This is a genomic window from Nocardia sp. NPDC050435, from assembly GCF_040655395.1.
GTDB lineage: Bacteria > Actinomycetota > Actinomycetes > Mycobacteriales > Mycobacteriaceae > Nocardia.
The window spans coordinates 345,763-367,367 of the sequence record NZ_JBFAJW010000007.1; the positions used below are offsets into that span (position 1 = coordinate 345,763).

Annotated in this window: 17 protein-coding genes; 6 read left to right on the forward strand and 11 right to left on the reverse strand. The window is 70.9% G+C overall.

What is annotated here, in order from left to right; translation table 11 throughout:
- Nucleotides 1–66: 66 nt before the first annotated feature.
- Both AB0I43_RS23155 and AB0I43_RS23160 read left to right on the forward strand, forming a co-directional pair.
- A complete protein-coding gene (locus tag AB0I43_RS23155; RefSeq protein WP_356973988.1) occupies nucleotides 67–1,800 on the forward strand; it encodes a glycerol-3-phosphate dehydrogenase/oxidase in 1,734 nt (577 codons plus the stop codon).
- Nucleotides 1,801–1,829: 29 nt separating this feature from the next.
- Nucleotides 1,830–2,210 (forward strand): VOC family protein, encoded by a 381-nt coding sequence (locus tag AB0I43_RS23160; protein WP_356973989.1) that lies wholly within the window; start codon nucleotides 1,830–1,832, stop codon nucleotides 2,208–2,210.
- A gap of 6 nt (nucleotides 2,211–2,216) precedes the next feature.
- Here the strand turns inward: AB0I43_RS23160 and AB0I43_RS23165 are convergent, their stop codons facing one another.
- From AB0I43_RS23165 to AB0I43_RS23185, 5 genes are all read right to left on the reverse strand, one after another.
- On the reverse strand, nucleotides 2,217–2,837 hold the full coding sequence (locus AB0I43_RS23165; RefSeq protein ID WP_356973990.1) for a helix-turn-helix domain-containing protein: 621 nt from the start codon (nucleotides 2,835–2,837) through the stop codon (nucleotides 2,217–2,219).
- Nucleotides 2,834–4,195 (reverse strand): hydroxysqualene dehydroxylase HpnE, encoded by a 1,362-nt coding sequence (hpnE, locus tag AB0I43_RS23170; protein WP_356973991.1) that lies wholly within the window; start codon nucleotides 4,193–4,195, stop codon nucleotides 2,834–2,836. The genes AB0I43_RS23165 and hpnE overlap by 4 nt, the downstream gene beginning before the upstream one ends.
- 67 nt (nucleotides 4,196–4,262) lie before the next feature.
- On the reverse strand, nucleotides 4,263–4,445 hold the full coding sequence (locus AB0I43_RS23175) for a hypothetical protein (RefSeq protein WP_356973992.1): 183 nt from the start codon (nucleotides 4,443–4,445) through the stop codon (nucleotides 4,263–4,265).
- A 103-nt stretch (nucleotides 4,446–4,548) separates the two neighbouring features.
- Nucleotides 4,549–5,328: a DNA-formamidopyrimidine glycosylase family protein gene (locus tag AB0I43_RS23180; RefSeq protein ID WP_356973993.1), complete on the reverse strand. Its 780-nt coding sequence runs from the start codon at nucleotides 5,326–5,328 to the stop codon at nucleotides 4,549–4,551.
- A 24-nt stretch (nucleotides 5,329–5,352) separates the two neighbouring features.
- A complete protein-coding gene (locus tag AB0I43_RS23185) occupies nucleotides 5,353–10,179 on the reverse strand; it encodes a DEAD/DEAH box helicase (RefSeq protein WP_356973994.1) in 4,827 nt (1,608 codons plus the stop codon).
- Between the two features lie 57 nt (nucleotides 10,180–10,236).
- On the opposite strand from AB0I43_RS23185, the gene AB0I43_RS23190 reads away from it, so the two are divergent.
- Nucleotides 10,237–10,782, forward strand: a complete 546-nt coding sequence (locus AB0I43_RS23190) for a histidine phosphatase family protein (protein ID WP_356973995.1) — start codon at nucleotides 10,237–10,239, stop codon at nucleotides 10,780–10,782.
- Here AB0I43_RS23190 and AB0I43_RS23195 read toward each other — a convergent pair.
- Nucleotides 10,779–11,384: a TetR/AcrR family transcriptional regulator gene (locus AB0I43_RS23195; protein ID WP_356973996.1), complete on the reverse strand. Its 606-nt coding sequence runs from the start codon at nucleotides 11,382–11,384 to the stop codon at nucleotides 10,779–10,781. The two genes, AB0I43_RS23190 and AB0I43_RS23195, sit on opposite strands and share 4 nt — an antisense overlap.
- A 68-nt stretch (nucleotides 11,385–11,452) precedes the next feature.
- Here AB0I43_RS23195 and AB0I43_RS23200 point away from each other — a divergent pair, with 68 nt between their 5' ends.
- From AB0I43_RS23200 to AB0I43_RS23210, 3 genes are all read left to right on the forward strand, one after another.
- Entirely contained in the window at nucleotides 11,453–12,397 is a 945-nt protein-coding gene (locus AB0I43_RS23200) for a patatin-like phospholipase family protein (protein ID WP_356973997.1), read from the forward strand.
- Nucleotides 12,394–13,233, forward strand: coding sequence for an SDR family oxidoreductase (locus AB0I43_RS23205; RefSeq protein WP_356973998.1), 840 nt, complete (start codon nucleotides 12,394–12,396; stop codon nucleotides 13,231–13,233). Before AB0I43_RS23200 ends, AB0I43_RS23205 begins: the two co-directional genes overlap by 4 nt.
- 159 nt (nucleotides 13,234–13,392) lie before the next feature.
- Entirely contained in the window at nucleotides 13,393–15,348 is a 1,956-nt protein-coding gene (locus AB0I43_RS23210) for a GMC family oxidoreductase N-terminal domain-containing protein (protein ID WP_356973999.1), read from the forward strand.
- A gap of 37 nt (nucleotides 15,349–15,385) precedes the next feature.
- On the opposite strand, the gene AB0I43_RS23215 is transcribed toward AB0I43_RS23210, so the two are convergent.
- The 5 genes from AB0I43_RS23215 to AB0I43_RS23235 all read right to left on the reverse strand — a co-directional run bounded on the left by AB0I43_RS23215 (nucleotide 15,386) and on the right by AB0I43_RS23235 (nucleotide 21,476).
- Nucleotides 15,386–15,766, reverse strand: coding sequence for a DUF742 domain-containing protein (locus tag AB0I43_RS23215; protein ID WP_356974000.1), 381 nt, complete (start codon nucleotides 15,764–15,766; stop codon nucleotides 15,386–15,388).
- A complete protein-coding gene (locus AB0I43_RS23220; RefSeq protein WP_356974001.1) occupies nucleotides 15,763–17,874 on the reverse strand; it encodes an ATP-binding protein in 2,112 nt (703 codons plus the stop codon). The genes AB0I43_RS23215 and AB0I43_RS23220 overlap by 4 nt, the downstream gene beginning before the upstream one ends.
- 218 nt (nucleotides 17,875–18,092) lie before the next feature.
- Nucleotides 18,093–18,473, reverse strand: a complete 381-nt coding sequence (locus AB0I43_RS23225; RefSeq protein ID WP_356974002.1) for a DUF742 domain-containing protein — start codon at nucleotides 18,471–18,473, stop codon at nucleotides 18,093–18,095.
- A 7-nt stretch (nucleotides 18,474–18,480) separates the two neighbouring features.
- Complete coding sequence (locus AB0I43_RS23230) at nucleotides 18,481–18,894, reverse strand: roadblock/LC7 domain-containing protein (protein WP_356974004.1); 414 nt, start codon at nucleotides 18,892–18,894, stop codon at nucleotides 18,481–18,483.
- Nucleotides 18,891–21,476, reverse strand: a complete 2,586-nt coding sequence (locus AB0I43_RS23235; RefSeq protein WP_356974005.1) for a nitrate- and nitrite sensing domain-containing protein — start codon at nucleotides 21,474–21,476, stop codon at nucleotides 18,891–18,893. The genes AB0I43_RS23230 and AB0I43_RS23235 overlap by 4 nt, the downstream gene beginning before the upstream one ends.
- Nucleotides 21,477–21,605: the final 129 nt, after the last annotated feature.

Here is a 21,605-nt window from a genome sequence, read left to right on the forward strand (position 1 = left end):
ACGGGTTCCTCGCTTAGCCTGTAGCCGGAGCTCGATCTTGTGCCGTCACCACCAGAGGAGTCGAGCATGACCAAGAAACCGGAAACCCAGTTCCTCGGCCCGCAGCAGCGCCGTGAGGCGTGGGAGCGATTCGGCAAGGAACACTTCGACGTGGTCGTGGTGGGCGGTGGCGTGGTCGGCTCGGGCATCGCGCTGGACGCGGCGACCCGCGGGCTGCGGGTCGCGCTGGTCGAGGCGCGCGACCTGGCCTCGGGGACGTCGAGCCGGTCCTCGAAGATGTTCCACGGCGGCCTGCGCTACCTGGAGCAGATGGAGTTCGGGCTGGTGCGCGAGGCGCTCAAGGAGCGCGAGCTGGCGCTGTCCTCGCTGGCGCCGCACCTGGTCAAACCGCTGAAGTTCCTCTACCCGCTCACCCACCGGGTCTGGGAGCGGCCCTACGTGGCCGCCGGCCTGATGCTCTACGACCGCATGGGCGGCGCGAAATCGGTTCCGGGCCAGCATCACCTATCCCGTTCCGGCGCGCTGCGGCTGGCGCCCGGACTGCGCCGGGACGCGCTCATCGGCGGGCTCACCTACTACGACACGGTGGTCGACGACGCGCGGCACACCATGACGGTGGCCCGCACCGCCGCGCACTACGGCGCGGTCATCCGGACCTCCACCCAGGTGGTGGGATTCCTGCACGAGGCCGACCGCGTGGTCGGCGTGAAGATCCGCGACAGCGACGACGCCGCCACCGGCGAGATCCACGCGCACGTGGTGATCAACGCGACGGGCGTCTGGACCGACGAACTCCAGGCCCTCGCACACGCCCGCGGGCATTTCCATGTGCGCGCGTCCAAGGGCGTGCACATCGTGGTGCCGCGCGACCGGATCATCAGCGACGCCGCGATCATCCTGCGCACGCCCACCTCGGTGCTGTTCGTCATCCCGTGGGACGCGCACTGGATCATCGGCACCACCGACACCGACTGGAATCTCGACCTGGCCCACCCCGCGGCGACCAAGGCCGACATCGACTACCTGCTCGACCACGTGAACCAGGTGCTGGTCACCCCGCTCACCCACCAGGACATCGACGGTGTCTACGCCGGACTGCGGCCGCTGCTGGCGGGGGAGAGCGATTCCACCTCCAAGCTCTCGCGCGAGCACGCCGTCGCCCGGATCGCCCCGGGCCTGGTCGCCATCGCGGGCGGCAAGTACACCACCTACCGGGTGATGGCCTACGACGCGGTCGACGAAGCGGCGCAGGATATTCCGGACAAGGTCGCGCCGTCGATCACCGAGAAGGTGCCGCTGCTCGGCGCGGACGGGTACTACGCGCTGGTCAACCAGACGGTGCAGCTGGCCGAGGAGTACGGCCTGCACCCGTACCGGATCAAGCACCTGCTCAATCGTTACGGTTCGCTGATCGACGAGGTCATCGCCCTGGCCGACGGCTATCCCGAACTGCTGCAGCCGATTACGGACGCGCCGTCCTACCTGCGGGTGGAAGCGGTCTACGCGGCCGCCGCCGAGGGCGCGCTGCACCTGGACGACATCCTGGCCCGCCGCACTCGCATCTCGATCGAGTACCCGCACCGCGGCCGGGATTGCGCCGAGGAGGTGGCCCAGCTGGTGGCGCCGATGCTCGGCTGGGACGACGCCGACGTCGAGCGCGAGATTCGCACCTACCTGGCCCGGGTCGACGCCGAGATCGAATCCCAGACCCAGCCCGACGACGCCGCGGCCGACGCCCTGCGGATCGCCGCGCCCGAACCGCGCCCGGAGATCCTCGAGCCGGTGCCCTCGGACGGCTGACCGCTACCTCACGAAAAGGACTGACACTCATGCGGATCGCGGTAACCAGCGTCTTCGTCGACGACCAGGACAAGGCGCTGAAGTTCTACACCGAGGTGCTCGGCTTCCAGAAGAAGCACGACGTCCCGGTCGGCGAGTACAAGTGGCTGACCGTGGTGTCGCCGGAGGCGCCGGACGGCACCGAACTGCTGCTCGAACCCGATCAGAATCCGATCGCGAAGACCTACAAGGCCGGATTGCGCGAGGCCGGGCTGCCCTGTATCCAGTTCGCCGTCGAGGACGTCCGGGCCGAGTTCGAACGCCTGCGCGGCCTGGGTGTGCGCTTCACCCAGGAGCCGGCCGAGATGGGCGAGGTCACGATCGCCGTCCTCGACGACACCTGCGGCAACCTCATCCAGATCGCGAGCTGAGGCGGGTCAGCGGGAGTTCTCCATCGCGGTCGCCCAGCCGGTGAGGCTGCGGACGTAGGACAGGAACAGCTCGTCGGGGTAGCGCTGCGGGTCGGCCAGGTGCAGGCGCGCGAGTTCTTCCATGGCGCACAGCATGATTCGCTCGGTGGCGCCGTTCGGGTCGACGGTGACGCCGGTGAACCGGGACAGATGCCGGGCGCCGATCTCGCGGGCGTAGGCGCGGCCCAGCTCCAGGCGTTCGCGCAGGCCGGGCGGGCCGCCGTCGGGCGGGCTGAGCATGATCCGCCAGCTGGTCGGGGCCGCGTGCAGGTAGCCCAGCATGCCCCGGGCCAGCGCGTCGACGTCGTCGAGGTCCAGGTCGACGCTGCTGACCCCGGCCAGCGCGATGCCCATCTCGCGGTCCAGCAGCGTGGTCAGCAGGCCCGACAGATCGGTGAACTGCTGATAGATCAGCGCCCGGGCAACGTCGGATTCGCGGGCAACCCGCTCGATGGTGACCGCCGCGAACCCGTCCGCGGCGGCGATATCCCTTGCCACATCCAATAATTGGGCGCGCCGCTCGGCCGCGGGCATCCGCCGTTTCCCCGTCTTCTTCGCGGGCACTGCCGTGGCGCGCTGCGTGGTCACGGCACAGACGGTAGCTCGAGCAGTAGCCGCACCGCCTTCGCGGCGCTCTGCACGGCGCTTTCCATCGTCGCCGACCAGTCGGTCGCGGTCCAGTCGCCCGCCAGCACCAGGGTCGGGATCGAGGTGCGCTGGTCCGGGCGCAGCCCGTGCGTCCCGACCACCTGCGAGAAGGTCGCCTTCGGCATCGGAACCACCTGGGCCTGCACGATTTTCGCCTCGGCCGCGGCCGGGTAGTACCGCCGCAGCAGCGCCATCTGCTCGGCGACGACCTCGTCGTGGCTCTTGTGGATCTGGTCGTAGGCGCCGCTGGTGGTCAGGCAGTACAGCCACGCCTTGTCGGTGCTCCGCCCGGTCATCCGCTGCCGGTCGAAGACCTCGTCGATCACGCCGGTGCCGCCGATCAGCGCCTCGAACTCGGCCTCGGTGCCCAGCGGCCGGTCCAGGTACAGATTGGTGCTGACGATCGGGGTGTAGCCGAGTTTCTGCGCGGCGGCGTAGATTTCGGCGTGTTCGGGCAGATCGTCGAGCAGGCCGCCGATATTGGAGTTCGGCACCGCGCACACCACCGCGTCGGCCGGTACCACCGAGCCGTCGGCCAGCGCGACGCCGGTGACGCGTCCGCCGCTGATGTGGATGTGCCGGGCCACCGCGCGATGCCGCACCTGGACGCCGTGCCGGGCGAAGACCTCCAGCGCGCCGGTGACGTAGAGCGTGTCGAGGTCGGTGGTGGGGTAGCCGATGGTGACCGGGCGGCGGTGTTTCCAGCCCAGGCGGATCCCGGTGGCGAGCACGTCGGCGAGCACCTTGGCCGACTCCTGCCGCACCGGCTCGGCGGCAACACCCAGCGCCAGCCAATCCCAGAGCGCCTCACGGGCTTTGGCGGGCATGCCGATCCGCTCGAACCACTGCTCGGAGCTGAGGTCGGCGAGGTCGGCGGGCTGGTGCAGGCACTGCCAGCCCAGGCGGGTGGTGGCGAGGGCGGCGCGCAGCCGGTCCAGCGGCGAGGAGTCGGGGTGGGCGCCGGTGAACGTGCGCCAGGCGCTCGGCCCGGTGGTGCGCATGGTGACCTTGCGGCCGTCGGGCCAGCGCAGCGTGGCCGCGTGCGGGAACGCGACGTGGTGCCGGGTGCCGACGCTGTCCAGGTAGCGGAACAGGTGGTCGTAGCCGCTGGCGATGACGTGCTGGCCGTTGTCGGGCAGGTCGTCGACGGCCTCGGCCTTCATCGCGTGCGTGCGCCCGCCCAGCCGGCCGCGCCGCTCCAGCAGGGTGACCTGTTTGCCCGCCTCGGCCAGCCAGACGGCGGATGCGAGTCCGGCCAGGCCGCCGCCGATCACTACATATCGCCTCGGGTCACCCATGGCGCCACTCCCTCGTCGTAACTGACGAGTTGTAAGTTAAGTGGGCGCGCCTGGGCCGTCAAGGGTTTTACATCACGCGGTGCGGGTGCCCCTCGGTGATCGCGGGCCGCGGCGCGTCCGAGGTGCCGGGGGTGGGCGCGGCGTGCAGCAGCAGGTAGATGAAGAACACCGTGGCGACGATGGCGAGCACGGCGACGACGAGCTGCGCGGCAAGCGCGAGGCGTCGGGCCACTGCCGAGTGCCGCAACATGTCGGGGTGCTCCTGCGCTGTTGAATTCCGATGGGCACAGATGCTGTCGGGAACCGGGGGTGCGGTGTTAGCAATGCGGCGGCAAATCACAGACCCGGCCGGGCTACGCGGCCGGCTCCGGCTGGCAGCGCGGGCAGAAGTAGATACCGCGCTCCCGATGGGTGATCCGGTCGGCGGGCCCGGCCTCGCCGAGCAGGCGCACCAGAATGGTGGCGCCACAGCGCGGGCAGGGCCGGCGCTGCTTGCCGTAGACGAGCTCGCGCCGCGGTGGCTGCCGCGCCGAGACGCCCAGGATCCGGTGCGCCTCGTTGACCAGCGCGACCAGATCCGGCACCGCCCCCACCGGGGTGGCCGGATGCACCTTGCGCAGGAAACAGACCTCGCTGCGGAAGACATTGCCGATGCCCGCGAGATTGCGCTGATCCAGCAGCGCCACCCCGATCGCGCGGTCCGGCTGCGCCGCCAGCCGCCGGACCGCCTCGGCGACATCCCAGTCCGGCCCGAGCAGATCCGGGCCCAGGTGATCGATGACGGTGTGCTCCTCGGATCGGCGCAGCACCTCCACCTTGCCGAGCGCGAAACCGACGGCCTCGGTGTCATCGGTGGTGAGCACGATGCGCGCCTGCACCCGGGGCCGGGTCCAGCGCTCCCCGACGCAGTAGGTGCGCCAGATGCCCTCCATCTTCAGATGGGTGTGGATGCTGGCCTGCGGCGTACGGATGAACAGGTGCTTGCCGTAGCTGCCGACCTCCTCGATCGGCTCGCCCGCCAGATCCACGGTGGCGTACCGGGGCACCCGGAAATCGCTGCGCACCAGTGTCTTTCCGGCCAGCGCCAGGCGCAGCCGGTGCGCGGCCAGGAACACGGTGTCGCCTTCAGGCATGCGACGACCGTACTACCCGCGCGGTCACGGCTGCCCGCGCAACCGCAGGCCGCGCGGGGTCGCGGAGAAGCCCGCCGCGGTCAGGAAGGTGGCGAAGGTGTTGCCGTGCACCGTCTCACCGTCCACCTTGTCGATGACGAGCGAATCGACCTTGCGGGTGCGGACCAGCGCGGCCAGGGCGTCGGCCGCGGCCTGCCGGGCGTCCGGGTCCTCGGTGAAACTGAGCAGGGTCTTGCCGCCGCGCTCCAGGTAGAGGACCAGTTCGCCGTCCACCAGCACGACCAGCGCGCCCGCCTTGCGCCCCGGGCGGTGGCCGCCGTCACCGTCGCCCTTGGGCCACGGCAGCGCCGCGCCGTACGGGTTGGCGGGATCGCAGGCGGCCAGGGCCAAGGTCTGCGGGATGCGCGGTGTGCCGTCGGCGGGGCGGATCCGGTCGGTATCGAAGGTGCGCAGGCGGTCGACCACGTCGGTGGTGGAGAACTGCGCACCGCCGAGCGAGTCGATGAAGTACCCGCGGCGGCAGCGCCCCCGGTCCTCGAATTCGGTGAGCACGCGATACATCAGCGCGAAGCCGCCGGGCACGCCCTCGTTCTGCACCGAACCGCGCGTCAGCACGCCGTAGCGCTCCAGGAGCATGTCGGCGGTGGCGTGCGCGCGCACCGTGTTGTCGGAGACCCGATCCGGCAGCAGCGACCAGCGCCCGGCCACCGCGGGCGGGCCGGACCTGGTGGGCAGCGTCTGCCGGGGCAGGTACGCGCGGCCGCGCGGCGCCCGGCGCGGGTTGCGATGCGCGGTGGTGGTGCGGGTCGTCCCCGACAGCAGGGCCCGCACCGGAGCGAAGGTATCGCCCGCCACCACTCCGGCCCACACCAGCTCCCACAGCGCGGCGGCGACCGCGGTGTCGTTCAGCAGGCCGGTCGCGTCGGAGAGTTGCCGGAAGAAGTACGCGCCGCCACCCTGCAGAACCGGTGGCAGCCGCAGAGCCGCGCCGTCCCGAGCGGATTCCCGCGCGCCCGGGTCGTGGGACGCGGCCTTCCGCGCGCCCGGGGCAGCCGCGTCGCGCGGTGCGCGCCGGGACGGCGCGGCCTCCGGTTCGTCCAGCGCGACCGGTGTGGCCGCGGCGGGGGGCGACTCCTCGACGAGCGGGGTCCAGGCCGGGATGGTGGCGCCCAAGGCGGTGAGCAGGCGCAGATGGGTCTCGGTGAGTTCGATGTCGTCGGGCGGGGTCAGGGTGAACGGGGCCTGTTCGGCCAGGTGCAGGGCGATCCAGCCGTCCTTGGCGGTGATCGACCCGTGGCCGGACCAGATGACCTCGCCGGTCGCCATGAGCTCGTCGAGCATGGCGGGGGAGTAGTCGCGCACCCGCGCGGGCAGGATGAGCGACTCCCAGGCCGAGGCCGGAATCGGTACGCCCGCGAGCTGTTCCACCACCGTGGCCACCCCGTCGACGCCGCGCAGCTCGCCGGTGCCGACATGCTGCCAATCCGGCAGGAAGCGGCCCAGCGCGGTGGTGGCCACGGGTTCCACCTCGTGCCGGGCGGCCGCCAGCGAACGGCGGCGCAACCGGCGCAGCACCTGGGTGTCACACCATTCCGAGCCGGTGGCGGCGGGCGTGAATTCGCCTTCCACCACCCGCTTCTCGGTGACCAGCCGATGCAGCGCGGTCGCCACGACCGCGGTGCCGAGCCCGAAGCGCTGTGCCGCCGCCTCGGTGCTGAACGGCCCGTGCGTGCGCGCGTAGCGGCCGACGAGGTCACCGAGGGGATCGGGAACCGGCTCGATGAACGCCGACGGCGTCCCGATCGGCAGCGGCACCCCCAGCGCGTCGCGCAACCGAGCCGCGTCCTCGACGGCCACCCACCAGGTGCGGCCCGCGAACGAAACCGCCAGCGCGCGGCGTGCTTTCAGTAGACCCGCGAACCACTCGTGGTGCGCGCCCGCCACCGCGAGGTCGAGCCCCGGGGAAGCTGTGCCGAGCGGCTCGGCGCCCGGCCGGTCGGCCTCGGGATCTTCGGCCGCGAGGACACAGCGCGCCCCGGCTTCCGCCGGTGTCAGCGGGCCGAGCAGCCGTAACAGATCGGCCAGGCCCTCGGCGTCCCGCGCCCGGCGTTCGGGTGTGAGGCGCTGGAGTTCGCGTTCGGTCTGCTCGATGATGTCGGCGTCGAGCAGTTCGCGCAGTTCGACGCGGCCGAGCAGCTCGGCGAGCAGGCTGGAATCCAGGGACAGCGCGGCCGCGCGGCGCTCGGCGAGCGGGCTGTCGCCGTCGTACATGAACTGGCCGATGTAGTCGAAGAGCAGCGCGTTGGCGAACGGGGACGGGGTCGGCGTCTCCACCTCGACCAGGCGCAGCTGGCGGCGGGCGACGCGGCCGAGCAGGTCGCGCAGGGCGGGCAGATCGTAGACGTCGCGCAGGCACTCGCGGACCGTCTCCAGCAGGATCGGGAAATCCGGGAACTTGCGCGCCACATCCAGCAGTTGCGCCGAGCGCTGGCGCTGCTGCCACAGCGGCGCGCGTTTGCCCGGGTCGCGGCGCGGCAGCAGCAGCGCGCGGGCGGCGCACTCCCGGAAGCGGGAGGCGAAAAGCGCCGAGCCACCGACCTGTTCGGTGACGATGTCGTCGATCTCGTCGGGCTCGAAGACGAACAGTTCCGCGCCGGGCGGCTCGTCGGTGGTGTCGGGCAGCCGCACCACGATGCCGTCGTCGGAGGCGTTCGGCGTGGCGTCCACGCCGAACCGTTCCTGGAGCCGCGCGCCGATGGCCAGCGCCCATGGCGCGTGCACGGGTAGGCCGTAGGGGGAGTGCAGCACCAGCCGCCAATCGCCCAGTTCGTCCCGGAATCGTTCCACCACCAGCGTCTTGTCGGTGGGCAGCTGGCCGGTGGCGGTGCGCTGCTCGGTCAGCAGCGCGAACAGGTTCGCCGTCGCGTTGTCGTTCAATCCCGCGGTGCGGACGAACTCGTCGGCCGCGCCCGTGTCGCCGGATTTGCCCGCGCCGCGCACGAATTCGCCCAGCGCCGCGCCGAGCTCGGCGGGCCGGCCCAGCCCGTCGCCGTGCCAGAACGGCAGCCGGCCCGGCTGTCCGAAGGCGGGGGTCACCAGGACGCGGTCGAAGGTGATCTCCTCGATCCGCCAGCTGGTCGCGCCGAGCGCGAAGACATCGCCGACCCGCGATTCGTAGACCATCTCCTCGTCGAGTTCGCCGACGCGCGAGTTCTTCTCACCGACCATGTACACCGCGAACATGCCGCGGTCCGGGATGGCGCCGCCGGAGGTGACGGCCAGGCGCTGCGCACCGGGCCGCCCGGTGAGCGTGCCGGCGTCGCGGTCCCACACCAATCGCGGGCGCAGCTCGGCGAATTCGTCGGAGGGGTAGCGGCCGGAGAGCAGATCCAGCACGGATTCGTAGGCCGAGCGGGGCAGGGTGGCGTAGCTGCCGGTACCCCGCACCGTCTCGAACCAGGTGTCGACATCGATCGGTTCCAGCGCGCAGGCGGCGACCGTCTGCTGGGCCAGGATGTCGAGCGGGTGCGCCGGAATGCGCAGCGCCTCGATCTGCCCGGTGAGCATGCGCTGCGCGGCGACGGCGCAGTGGATGACATCGGTGCGGTGCTTGGGGAACAGCACGCCGCGCGAGATCTCGCCGACCTGATGCCCGGCGCGGCCGACGCGCTGCAACCCGCTCGCGACCGACGGCGGGGCCTCGACCTGCACCACCAGATCGACCGCGCCCATATCGATGCCGAGCTCCAGGCTGGAGGTGGCGACCACGCAGCGCAGCCGCCCGCTCTTGAGATCGTCCTCGATGAGGGCGCGCTGCTCCTTGCTGACCGAGCCGTGGTGGGCGCGGGCCAGCAGCGGGCCCGCGCCGTGGTTGACCTCGGTGGTGGGACCGATCTGGGCGGGGGCGGCGTGCGCCGTCTCCACCGGTTCGCCGAGCCGTTCGGCGTAGGTCTCGTTCAGGCGCGCCGTCAACCGTTCGGCCAGCCGCCGGGAGTTCGCGAACACGATCGAGGACTGGTGTTCGAGCACCAGATCCACGATGGACGCGTCGACGTGCGGCCAGATCGAGCCGGGCTGGTCGGAATCGCCCAGGTCGGTCATGTCGGGGACCGGCACCCGCACCGAGAGATCGAAGGTCTTGGGCGCGGGCGGGTTCACGATGGTGATGGGGGCGTTGCCGACCAGGAAGCGCCCGACCTCCTCCGGCGGGCGCACCGTCGCCGACAGGCCGATCCGCTGCGCGGGCCGCCCGCTCGCCGACTCGGCGCCGGGCGCGCTGGTCAGTTCGTCCAGCCGGGCCAGCGACAGCGCCAGATGCGCACCGCGCTTGCCGCCGGCGATGGCGTGCACCTCGTCCACGATGACGGTGCGCACGGTGCGCAGCGTCTCCCGGGCCGCCGAGGTGAGCATGAGGAACAGCGACTCGGGGGTGGTTATCAGGATGTCGGGCGGCGTGCGCTGCATGGTCCGCCGTTCGGCGGAGCTGGTGTCGCCCGAGCGCACCCCGACGGTGATGGCGGGCGGATCGAGCCCGAGCCGCTTCGCGGTCTGGGTGACGCCGACGAGCGGTGCCCGCAAATTCCGCTCCACGTCCACCGCGAGTGCTTTGAGTGGCGAGACGTACAGCACCGAGGTGCCCGCGACCGGCTCCTCCCGGGCGGCCAGCTGATCGATCGCCCAGAGGAAGGCCGAGAGCGTCTTGCCCGACCCGGTGGGTGCGACGACCAGCGTGTGCTCGCCGGCCGCGATGGCCTGCCACGCGCCGAGCTGAGCGGATGTGGGCGCGGGGAACGCGCCGTCGAACCACTGTTTGGTCGCCTCGGAGAACATGGCGGTGGAAAACTTGGCCATGTACCTCAGTTTGCACCCGGCCACCGACAAGTTACCGATAGCCGTACGCTTCCAGGCGTGCAAAAGGTGCTCAGACTCGACCTGGTCAGCCATGGCATGACCGAGGCGATGCGAAAGGCACGTTTTCCAGTCGACGAATCGCTGACCGAGGCGGGCCGCCGCGCCATCGCCGCCGTGACGCGACTGACGGCGGCACGCGTGCTCACCGGTCCGGAGCGGCGGACGGTGGAGACCGCCGCCCTGATGGGCCTACCCGGGGAAGAGGATGATCGCCTCCGCGACCTGGACGCCGGCGCGTGGCGGGGCGGCGAGCTCATGTCGGTGCCCCAGGACGAGCTCTACGCCTGGCTCACCGATCCGAATTTCAAGGGGCACGGCGGCGAGTCGGTCTGCGACGTGATCGAGCGCACCCGGTTCTGGATGGCCGAGATCGCCTCGGAGGGCATGTCCACCGTCGCGGTCACCCATCCGGCGGTGGTCCGGGCGGCGCTGCTGGTCACGCTGGACGCGCCGCCGAAATCCTTTTGGCGCATCGATATTCCGCCGGGGCACGTCACCCGCCTGCACTATCGCGGCGAGTGGACGCTGCACTACGCGGGCTAGGGCCGGGCCGCCGCGCCGAGTTCGAGCAGCATCCGGACGGCGTCGGTGATCAACCGCGCCGAGATGCTCGGGTCGATGGCGCGCTGGATGCCCAGGCCCAGACCCAGGCTCAGCACCGAGGTGGCCGCGTCCTCGGCGGACATCGGCAGGGCGAGATCCAGGGAGTCGGCCAGCGTCTGCAACTGCGCGGCAACGGCGCCGCGCACCGCTCCCAGGCTGGAGACCAGCGCCGCCTGTAGTTCCGGATCGTCCCGGGCGATGGTGGCGAATTCGAATTCGAGCATGGTCCAGCCGACGTCGCCGAGCGTGCGTTCGGCCCATTCCTGCAGCTTGGCCAGCTGGTTGTCCATGGTGTCCGCGGCGGCGACCAGCGCGGTGACCTCGCCGAACTTGGTGGCGTGAATCAGGTCGAGGACCTCCAGGCACAGCTGCTTCTTGGTGCGGAAATTGGAGTAGACCGCGCCCTTGGAGTATCCGGCGGCCTCGGCGACCCGCTCCAGGCTCGTGCGTGCGTAGCCCTCGGTCAGGAACAGATCGCGCGCGGTGGCGACCAGGTCGGCGCGGGTGCGTGCCTGGCTTTCGGTGCGGGTCAGTCGGGCCATGGGGTGATTCTACGTACCCCCAGATTCCAGATACCGTCAGTATTTGGATTCTGTTAGTGTCTAGAACCATGGGTACTGGAAACCGGCCACAGCGACGTGGCCTGGCGATCGGCTGCGGCGGCACCGTCGGCGCGGCCTGGATCGTCGCGGCACTGGCCGCCGTGCGAGACGTGCTGGCCTGGGATCCGCGCGAGGCCGATCTGCTGATCGGCACCTCGGCGGGCGCGGAATACGTGACCATGCTGGGCAGCGGCATCGCGGTCGACGAACTGGTCGCCATGCAGGAGGGCAGCAGCGCGAATCCGATCCTGGCCGCGCACATGCGCTCCGGGCCGGGCAAACTGCCGCCGCTGCCGAAGCCGCGCCTCGGCGCGCCGCGCCTGGCGCTGCGCGCCCCGGCGGGCCAGCGCCTGCTCACCGCGGGCAGCGGCCTGCTGCCGGAGGGCGGCGGCGACGCGAGCTGGTTGCAGACGCTGGCCGAGCGGCTAAACCCGGGCCGGTCCTGGGTGCCGCACCCCGCGACGTGGCTGGTCAGCATGGATTACGCCACCGGGCAGCGGGTGCCGTTCGGCGCCCCGCACGCCCCGGACGCGTCGCTGGGCGCGGCGTTGCGCGCCTCCTGGGCGGTGCCCGGCTGGCTGCCGCCGGTGCCGATCGCCGGTCGGCGATTCATCGACGGCGGCGCGGGCTCGACGGCCTCGGTGGATCTGCTCGCCGGCCAGGGCCTGGACGAACTGGTGGTGCTCGCGCCGATGGCCTCGAGCGGGCGGGTGCCCGCCACCGGTCCGGGGCACTTCCTCGAGCGCCAGCTGCGTAATCGCATGAGCGCCAAGCTCACCGCGGAGATCGCCGGCCTGCGCGCCGCGGGCACGAAGGTTCTGCTGCTCGGCGCCACCGCCGAGGATCTCGCGGTGATGGGCCCCAACTTCATGGACGGCGGCCGTCGTCTGGACACCTTCCGGCACAGTCTGCGCAGCACTCGCACGGCACTAGAACAAGGAGTTTTCGCATGAGGATCCTCGGCCACGGCTACCCCGAGATCGATCTCAAACACGCCCGGGTGCTGATCACCGGCGCGGGGCGCGGCATCGGGCAGGCCACCGCGCGACTGTTCGCCGACCGGGGCGCCGACGTCGTGATCGCCGACGTCGACACGGCGGCGGGCGAAACCGCCGCGGCCGAGATCGGCGCCCGCGCCTTCGCGCTCGACGTGCGCGCCCGCGATCAGTGGGACAAGGTGGTGGCGGAGCTGGGCGGCGTCGACATCCTGGTCAACAACGCGGGCGTGATGCCCGCCGGGGCATTCCTGGCGGAATCGGACGCGGTCGGCCACGCCATCATGGACATCAATGTGTGGGGCCTGATCCACGGCATGCGCGCGGTCGTGCCCGGCATGATCGAGCGCGGCCACGGCCACGTGGTCAATGTGGCCTCGCTGGCGGGCAAGATCCCGCTGCCGGGGCTGGCGGTGTACAACGCCAGCAAGTTCGCCGCCGTCGGCCTCTCGGCCGCTACCCGGCTGGAGTTCGCCGAGCACGGCGTCAGTGTGAGCACGGTGCTGCCCTCGGCGGTGCGTACCCGGCTGTCGTCCGGGATGGCGCTGGGCAAGGGGTTGCCGACCGTGGATCCGGAGGACGTGGCCGCGGCCATCGTGTCCACCTGCGCGACGCGCAAAGCCGAAGTGGCCGTGCCGAATTACCTCGGCCCGATCGACGTGGCCCTGGCCGCCGCCCCGGAACGCGCCGTGCAGTTGGTGCGTCGCGTCTTCAACGGTGATCGGGCGCTGCACCCGGCCGATGCCGAGACCCGCGCCCGGTACGAACAGCAGGTCCGCTCGATTACCGAGTAGTAGGTCCCGAGGGTCTCCGGAACTTCCCGAAGTGAGCCCGAGATCTTTGCACTCCGTTGGCTGGCAGGATCCAACCGGCCCGAGTAGGGTCCCTCAACGGCGAAACTATGTGAGCCATCATTCTGGTTCTTGTGCGAGGCACTCGGTTTGGGAGAGACCATGGAACTTACGGCACGTCAGCGGGCAGCGCTGGAGCTGATCTGCGAGACCTTCGCTCCGGGCGACGGGCAGGGCCTGCCCGGCGCGGGCGAACTCGGCGTGCCGGACGTGGTGCTGCAACTGCTCGACGGCAACCCGCGGCCCGAAGAGGGCAAGCAGCTCACAACACTACTGGGCCTGTGGGATTCGCCGCTGCTCGGTCTGCTCGCCGGTGCGGGCCTGCGCCGCTTCTCCGCCCGCGACCAGGCCGAGCGCGAGAAGTTCCTGCTGCGCTTCGGTGATTCCGGCCTGGCGCCCAAGCGCGCCATCTTCCAGGCGCTCAAGCAGGCGACGCTGCTCGGCTACTACGGCACCCCGGGCCCGGACGGCCGGAACCCGTTGTGGCAGGCCATGGATTACCCCGGCCCGCCCGGAAAGCTGGACAGCGCACCGAAACCCGCGCTGACGCCGCTGCGCTACACCGAGAACACCGAGCTGGACTGCGATGTCGTCATCGTCGGCTCGGGTGCGGGCGGTGGCACCGCGGCCGCCGTGCTGGCCGAGGCCGGGCTGAATGTCGTTGTGCTGGAACGCGGTGAGTACTACGACGACGGCGATTTCGGCAACGGCGAACTCGACGCCCTGTCGAATCTGTACGCGGCGGGCCCGGCGGCCACTGCCGAGGGCCAGCTCGGGCTGGTCGCGGGCAGCTGCCTGGGCGGCGGCACCGTCGTCAACTGGAGCACCTCGCTGCGCACCCCCGACGACGTGCGGGCGGAGTGGGCCGGGCTGGGCGCGAAGCAGTTCGCCGAGGACGAGTACGGCGCCGCGCTGGACGTGGTGGAGCGGCGGCTGGGCGTCACCTACGACAAGTCGCCGCTCTCGGGCCGCGACGGCGTGCTCGAGCGCGGCTTGCAGAAGCTGGGCTGGGACCTGGGCACGTTGCCCCGCAACGTCTCCGACGCCTGCGACGCCGCCGTGGAATGCGGCCGCTGCGGTTACGGCTGCCGCCTGGGCGCCAAGCAGTCGGTCACCAAGACCTGGCTCGCCGACGCCGAGGGCAGGGGGGCGCGCCTGGTGGTCGGCGCGGATGTGCGCCGGATCGATGTGAAGAACGGCAAAGCCGAAGGCGTGCGGGCGATCACCGCCGCCGGCGCGGAGTTGACGGTGCGCGCCCGCGCGGTGGTGGTGTCCGCGGGCGCCATCCAGACCCCGGCGCTGTTGCGCCGCTCGGGCCTGCGCAACAAGAACATCGGCGATTACCTGCGGCTGCATCCGGCCTCGGTGGTGTTCGGCAGCTTCGACGAGGAGGTGCGTCCGTGGGAGGGCGGCCTGCAGGCCCGCATCTCCCGTGAGCACCGCGATCTGGACGGCGCCGGTTACGGCGTCATCTACGAGACCGGCCCGCTGCACCCGGCGCTGCTGATGGGCTTCATGAACTGGCGCGGCGCCACCGAGCACCGCGACACCGTGCTGAACCTGCGCAACAGCATGGCCGTCGGCGTCATCACCCGCGACCGCGACCACGGCACCGTGACGGTCGACAAGGCCGGTGAGGCGATCGTGAAATACACCATGTCCGCGCGCGACGCCGCGCACATGCACGCCGGAATCAGTGGCGCCGCCGAAATTCTCGAAGCCGCCGGTGCGAACAAGATCTTCACCGGCCACCAGGCCGGCGTCGCCTACGAGCCGGGCGTGCGCGGCACGCACGCCGAGTTCGCGGCCGCCGCCAAGGCCGCCGGATACGGTCCCGGTCAGTGCAACATGGGTGCGCTGCACATCATGGGCTCGGCCAGAATGGGCGGCTCGCAAGAGCTTTCGGCCACCGATCCGGACGGCGCCACCTGGGAGGTGCCCAATGTCGTGGTCGCGGACGCGTCCTGCTTCCCGACCGCCTCCGGGGTGAACCCGATGGTCTCGATCGAGGCGATCGCCTACATGAACGCCAAGCGTCTGGCGGCACGCCTGAGCTGAGGCCGGAAAGGCCGGGACAACGGCGTCCCGGCCTTTTCTACAGCGACTGAATGCCTTTCAGCAGCGCCCGCAGCATGGTGATGTCGCTGGTGCCGACGCCGTTCTCCGGCGTCGCCACCGGCGCCCGGAAATCCAGCACGCCGTCACCGATGAGATCGCCCACGAGGATCTTCGTGGTGGTCATCGGCAGCCGCAGGTGCGCGGCGATCTCGGCCACCGACTGCGGCGTGCGCGCCAGGTGCTGGATCGCGGCGTACTCCGGCTCGTGCCGGCGCAGCCGGCCCATGGGGGAGGTGACCACCAGGGTCAGCATGTTGACATCGGTGCGCGCACTGCCGGACCGGCCGCGGGTGAGCGCGAAGAGCCGGACGACGGGGCCGGCGTCGTCGTCATACCAGGATTCGCGCGGATCGCTCATGAGTTCCCAGGATAGGTGCCGGTATTACGTTGCCGCCGAGGCAAACCGGGGCGCTCGGCCAGCGAGGGGGATTCGGGCGCGGCGGTGACCCCGGCGGGCTGGGCGTAGGAGCCCGCCGTCGGGAGCGTGCCGAGCCCCTGGAAACTCTGCGGCTGCCCGGCGCTCACCTCCGGGGTGGCGAGGGCGGCGGGGATCAGCACGATCGCCTTGATGCCGCCGTAGTCGGAATCCGTCAGCCGCACCGAGATACCGTGCCGGACAGCCAGTTTCGCGACCACGAAGAGCCCGAGCCGGGCGTCGCCGGACAGCGCCGCGACGCTGAAGTCCGGCGGGTCGGCCAGCACCGCGTTGCGCTGGGCCAGGTCCTCGGCGGACATGCCCAGGCCCTGATCGGAGATCTCCAGGGCCGCGCCCCGGCCGACCAGGTTGCCGGTGATCTCGACCCGGGACTCCGGCGGGGAGTACGCGGTGGCGTTGTCGGCGAGCTCGGCGAGCAGATGGATGACGTCGGCCACGGCCGCGCCAGTGATCTGGGTGTCGGGCAGACGGCCGATGTGAATGCGGGTGTAGTCCTGGCTTTCGGCGACCGCGCCGCGGATCACGTCCACCAGCGGCACCGGGTTGCGCCAGCGCCGGCCGGGCTGTTCGCCGCCGAGGATGATCAGGTTCTCGGCGTTGCGGCGGGCCCGGGTGGCCAGGTGGTCGAGTTCGAAGAGCAGGTCCAGGCGCTCGGGAGCCTCCTCCTCGCGCTCGGCCTTGTCCAGCAGGCCGAGCTGGCGGTGCACCACGACCTGGCTGCGGTGCGCGATGTTGAGGAACACCGCGTTCACGCCCGCGCGGGTCTGGGATTCGGCGACCGCCGCCGCGACGGCCGCACCGTGCGCACGGTTGAAAGCGTCCGCGACCTGGCCGATCTCGTCGGTGCCGTAGTCCAGCTTGGCGACCTCGGCGGCCTCGACGGACTGGCCGCTGCTGAGCTGGCGGATGGTCTCGGGCAGGCGCTCGTCGGCCAGCTCCAGGGTGTCGCGGCGCAGCCGCTTCATCCGGCCGATGAACCGGTTGGCCAGCACCGAGGCGGCCAGGAAGGCGAGCAGGGCGAGCGAGAACACCGCGACGCCGCCGAGCACCGAGTTCCGGGAGATCTCGTTGCCGGAGTTGGTCGCGGTGACGTGCGCGTCCGCGCTCTGGTCCTCCCAGAGCTGCAGCAGATCGGTGCGCACCTTGCCTGCGGCGGTCTGCCACTCGGTGACGTCCATCGGCAGTTCCACGTCACTGGTCTTGCGGCTGTCGACGGCGGGGACGGGGCCGCGCTGCAACAGCGCGTCCTCCATCGCGAGTACGCGCTGCCACTCCGGGCTGCCGGTCAGCTGCTTCCACTGCTCCAGGCGGACGCCGGTCAATACCGCGCCGACGTAGGCGACTTCGCCGCGGCCGTCGCCGATGTAGTTGCTGAGTTCGGCCAGCGTCTCCGGCGGCAGCTGCTCGGTCAGCACCGCGACCGAGCCCAGGCTGCTGGTGCGCGAGACGGCTTCGGCGGCCCGCAGCGCGTGCACGGCCTTGTAGAGCTCCACCGCGACCCGGGCGTCCGGCGCCACTTCGGCCGCGAGCAGCGAGGCCAGCGTGATGACCTGGATGATCTGGTTGAACACCGCGAAGACCTGCGGCGCGGGCAGGACCCGGGCGTCGATACCGGCGCGCAGGCCGGGCAGCTGCTTGTACAGCTCGTTGTAGCCGTCGATGTCGGTGGCCAGGTCCGGCCGCAGTTCCGAGACCGCCTCGCCCTGCGCCGCGACCGCGGCGAGCGCCAGGTCCGACTGTTTGCGTGCGGCAGGCAGATTCGGCGCCGCGGAGTTGTCGCCGCCGAGGTGCAGCAGCGAGATCCGGCGTTCCTCCTGGAACGCCTCGACCATCATGATCGCCGGAGCGGTGGTCCCGCTCGCCAGCTCGGCGAACCGATTGGCCTTGCGGCCGCTCTGCACCAGGTACCCGGCGCCGCCGATGCCGGTGGCCAGCAGCGCCAGGCTCGGGATGAGCACGATGGCGAGCAGCCGGGCGCGGACGCCCACGGTGCGCGGGGTACGGATGCGGGGGAATTTACTGCCGATCACCGATGTACTTGCCTACTTCTGGGCACGGTGGCCCCCTCGCTTGTGAGTCGTGAACACCTAATCACTGAAAATGCACTGACGCAACAGTTTCCGGGTGCTAACGACTTGGATATCGCCCGGTAAAGGGCAGTTCACCGGCGGGTTCGCCGATCATGGGTCTCGCGCCGGGTGAATTTGCCGGATCGAAACCTTTGGGGAATGTTAAGTAACTTCTGCGGTTACAGCGCTCGGATCCCCGCAAGCAGCGCACGCAGCATGCCGATATCGCCCGCGCCGACGCCGCTCTCGGGCGTCGCCACCGGGGCGCGGAAGTCCAGGACGCCGTCGCCGATCAGATCGCCCACCAGGATCTTGGTCGTCGTCATCGGCAGCCGCAACTGCGCGGCCAGCTCCGCCACCGACTGCGGCGTCCGGGCCAGGCGCACGATCGCCGCGTACTCGGGTTCGTGCCGGCGCAGCGTCCCGAACTCCGAGGTGACCACCAGGGTCAGCAGATCGATGTCGGTACGGCGGGTTTCGGACCGGCCCCGGGTGACCGCGAAGAGCCGGACCACCGGCCCGGCCTCGTCGTCGTACCAGGATTCACGCGCGTCGTTCATGGTTTCTCTAACCCACTTGATCGAGAGTCTGTGGTCGTGGATCGACCGACAGATGGGTGCCGACCCGCTGCACCGTCTGGTTCATCTCGTAGGCCACCATGCCGAGATTGGCGGTCTCCGAGGTGAGGACGGCGAGGCAGGCATTGGCGCCCGCCGCGGTGATGAACAGGACCGCGCGGTCCAGCTCCACCACCGTCTGGCAGACGCCGCCGGCGTTGAAATGCGTTCCGGCGCTGCGGGCTACGCCGTGCAGCGTGGAGGCCATCGCGCAGAAGCGCTCGGCGTCGGACCGATCCATCGGGCTGCTCTTGCCGAGCAGCAGCCCGTCGGTGGACAGCACGACGGCATCGCGGACATCGGGCAACCGCTGCAGCAGGTCATCGAGCAGCCAGTCGAGATTACGTGACGCGGACATCGTCACCACCGCCCTTCGTGGAGATCGGGATTGCTGGGGGTCCGGTCGGATTCGACGCGGTTCATGCGGCCCTGCCGGGTGCCGTTCTCGATGGCCGACATCAGGTTTCGCGCCTCGTCGGCGGAGCGCTGGCGCGGAGCCGGTGCGGGTTCGGGCAGGGACGGGGTGGTCCGGGCCGCGGCCTCGGTGGTGCGCCGGCGGCGTGGCAGGTCCGGCTTCTGGTGGCGGCCGGTGGTTTCGGCCGGATTCGAGATGGCGGGCAGGTCGAGCCCGGTGTGCTCGGCCGGGCGGTCCGGACTCGCGGGCCGGCCGGGGTTCTCGGCATGGCGGGCGTTCTCGGTGGCCACCGACGGGATCGCGTTCCGGCCCGCGCGCACGCCGGAACCCGGGTTCTGGTCCCGGCTTTCGGCCGGTTCGAACGGATCGCTCTGCCCGAACGCCTCGGACCGGGCCAGACCGCTGGTCCGCCGCGGCGCCTCGGCGCCGCCGATCATGCCGCCCGAGCCGAAGGCGTCGAAGCTGCCGGAGGCGCCCACGGCGGCCACCTGCCCGGTGAGCGCGTATTCGGCGCCGCCGGTCAGGGCCGGGCGGCTCGCGCTCGGCTCCAGTTCGTTGCTGCTGGTCAGTGCCACCGGAATCAGCACGATCGCCTTCACGCCGCCGAAGTCCGAGACCGCCAGGCGCACCGAGATACCGTGTCGCACAGCCAGTTTGGCAACCACGAACAGGCCGAGGCGAGCATCGCTGGACAGCGCCGCGACGCTGAAGTCCGGCGGATTGGCGAGCAGGGTGTTGCGCTCGCCGAACTCCTCGACCGACATGCCCAGGCCCTGATCGGAGATCTCGATCGCCACGCCCTTGCCGACCAGGTTGCCGGTGATCTCCACCTTGGCCTCCGGCGGGGAGTACGCGGTGGCGTTGTCGGTGAGCTCGGCGAGCAGGTGGATCATGTCGGCCACGACGCTGCCGGTGATCTGGGTCTGCGGCAGCTGACCGATCTGGATCCGGGTGTAGTCCAGGCTTTCCGCGACCGCGCCGCGGATCACGTCCACCAGGGGCACCGGGTTGCGCCACTTTCGCCCCGGCTGTTCGCCACCCAGGATGATCAGGTTCTCGGCGTTGCGGCGGGCGCGGGTGGCCAGGTGATCGAGCTGGAACAGCAGGTCCAGGCGCTCGGGGTTCTCCTCCTCGCGCTCGGCCTTGTCCAGCAGCACCAGCTGGCGGTGCACGACCACCTGGCTGCGGTGCGCGATATTGAGGAACACCGCGTTCACGCCGGCGCGGGTCTTCGACTCGGCGACGGCGGCGTCGACGGCGGAGTGGTGCGCGCGATTGAACGCGTCGGCGACCTGGCCGATCTCGTCGGCGCCGTACTCCAGCTTGGAGACCTCGGCGTCCGTCTCGACCACCTGGCCGCCGCTGAGCCGGCGGATCGTCTCGGGTAGTCGTTCGTCGGCCAGTTCCAGCGTGTCCCGGCGTAGTCGCTTCATCCGGCCGATGAAGCGGTTGGCCAGTAGCAGCGCGGCCGCGAAGGCGATCAGGGTGACCGCGAGCACCGCCGCGCCGCCGAGCAGGGATCGCGTGGCCAGCCGGTCGCCGAGTTTCTGGGCGGCGGCGTGGGCGTCGGTGGTCTGTTCGGTCCAGACCTTCAGCAGCCCGAGGCGGACCTGCCCGGCCACCTGCTGCCATTCGGCGACGTCCAGGGGCAGCGGCGCGGTCTCGGTCCGGCTGGTCCGGCTGCTGCGCGAGCTGCTCTCGTCCTTGGGTGCGACCGGGCCGCGCTGCACGAGCGCGTTTTCCATCGCGACGCTGCGCTGCCAGTCCGGCCCGGAGGTGATCTCCTTCAGCTCGGCCTGCCGGGCGCCGGTCAGCACCGAGCCCAGGTAGGTGACCTCACCGCGCGCGTCGCCGATGTAGCGGGCCAGCTCGGGGATCTGGGCGGCGGGCAGTTGCTCGGTGAGCAGCGCGACCGAGCCGAGACTGGTGACGCGGGAGAGGGCTTCGGCCGCGCGCAGCAGGTGCGTCGACTTGTACAGCTCCACCGCGACTTTGGCGTCGGGTGCGATCTCCGCGGCCAGCAGCACCACCAGCGAGATGCTGTCGATGACCTTGTTGAAGGCGTCGAACGCGACGGGGGTGGGGACCATCCGGGCGTCGATGGCGCCGCGCAGCTGGGTCAGCTTGTCGAACAGCTTGCGGTAGTCGTCGAGCTTGTCCTTGGTGTCCGGCCGCAGTTTGCGGGCGGCGTTGGCGCTTTCGTGCACCGCTGCCAACGCGCTGTCGGACTGCTTGCGCGCGGCCGGCAGGTTCGCCATCGCGGTGCCGTCACCGGCCAGGTGCAGTAGCGAGATGCGGCGTTCTTCCTGGAAGCCCTGCACCATCAGGGTGATGGGCTTGCTCGTCGCGTCGGCCAGCTGCGCCCACTCGTTCGCTTTTTGGCCGCTGCGCACCAGGTAGATCGCGCCGCCGATGCCGGTGGCCAGCAGCGCGATACTCGGAATGAGAACGATGGCCAGCAGCCGGGTGCGGACACCGACGGTCCGGCTCAGATGTGCCGGGGATATGCGGGCGAATTTACTGCCGATCACCGAATGTCTTGCCTACTCCCGGGCATGCGCTGCCCCATCGCACAGTGGTTCCAGCAAACTAAATCACTGAAAGATCACGGCTGCAACACGTTCGGACTCGACCTGACCTCCGGGTAAGATCGCGCGCGA

Bases quoted from the DNA above. Each gene is read 5' to 3' on its own strand.
- AB0I43_RS23200 (WP_356973997.1), top strand. From the start codon at position 11,453: ATGGGTACTGGAAACCGGCCACAGCGACGTGGCCTGGCGATCGGCTGC.
- AB0I43_RS23185 (WP_356973994.1), bottom strand. From the start codon at position 10,179: ATGGCCAAGTTTTCCACCGCCATGTTCTCCGAGGCGACCAAACAGTGG.
- AB0I43_RS23155 (WP_356973988.1), top strand. From the start codon at position 67: ATGACCAAGAAACCGGAAACCCAGTTCCTCGGCCCGCAGCAGCGCCGT.
- AB0I43_RS23210 (WP_356973999.1), top strand. From the start codon at position 13,393: ATGGAACTTACGGCACGTCAGCGGGCAGCGCTGGAGCTGATCTGCGAG.
- AB0I43_RS23215 (WP_356974000.1), bottom strand. From the start codon at position 15,766: ATGAGCGATCCGCGCGAATCCTGGTATGACGACGACGCCGGCCCCGTC.
- AB0I43_RS23225 (WP_356974002.1), bottom strand. From the start codon at position 18,473: ATGAACGACGCGCGTGAATCCTGGTACGACGACGAGGCCGGGCCGGTG.
- AB0I43_RS23180 (WP_356973993.1), bottom strand. From the start codon at position 5,328: ATGCCTGAAGGCGACACCGTGTTCCTGGCCGCGCACCGGCTGCGCCTG.
- AB0I43_RS23205 (WP_356973998.1), top strand. From the start codon at position 12,394: ATGAGGATCCTCGGCCACGGCTACCCCGAGATCGATCTCAAACACGCC.
- AB0I43_RS23195 (WP_356973996.1), bottom strand. From the start codon at position 11,384: ATGGCCCGACTGACCCGCACCGAAAGCCAGGCACGCACCCGCGCCGAC.
- AB0I43_RS23160 (WP_356973989.1), top strand. From the start codon at position 1,830: ATGCGGATCGCGGTAACCAGCGTCTTCGTCGACGACCAGGACAAGGCG.
- hpnE (WP_356973991.1), bottom strand. From the start codon at position 4,195: ATGGGTGACCCGAGGCGATATGTAGTGATCGGCGGCGGCCTGGCCGGA.
- AB0I43_RS23175 (WP_356973992.1), bottom strand. From the start codon at position 4,445: ATGTTGCGGCACTCGGCAGTGGCCCGACGCCTCGCGCTTGCCGCGCAG.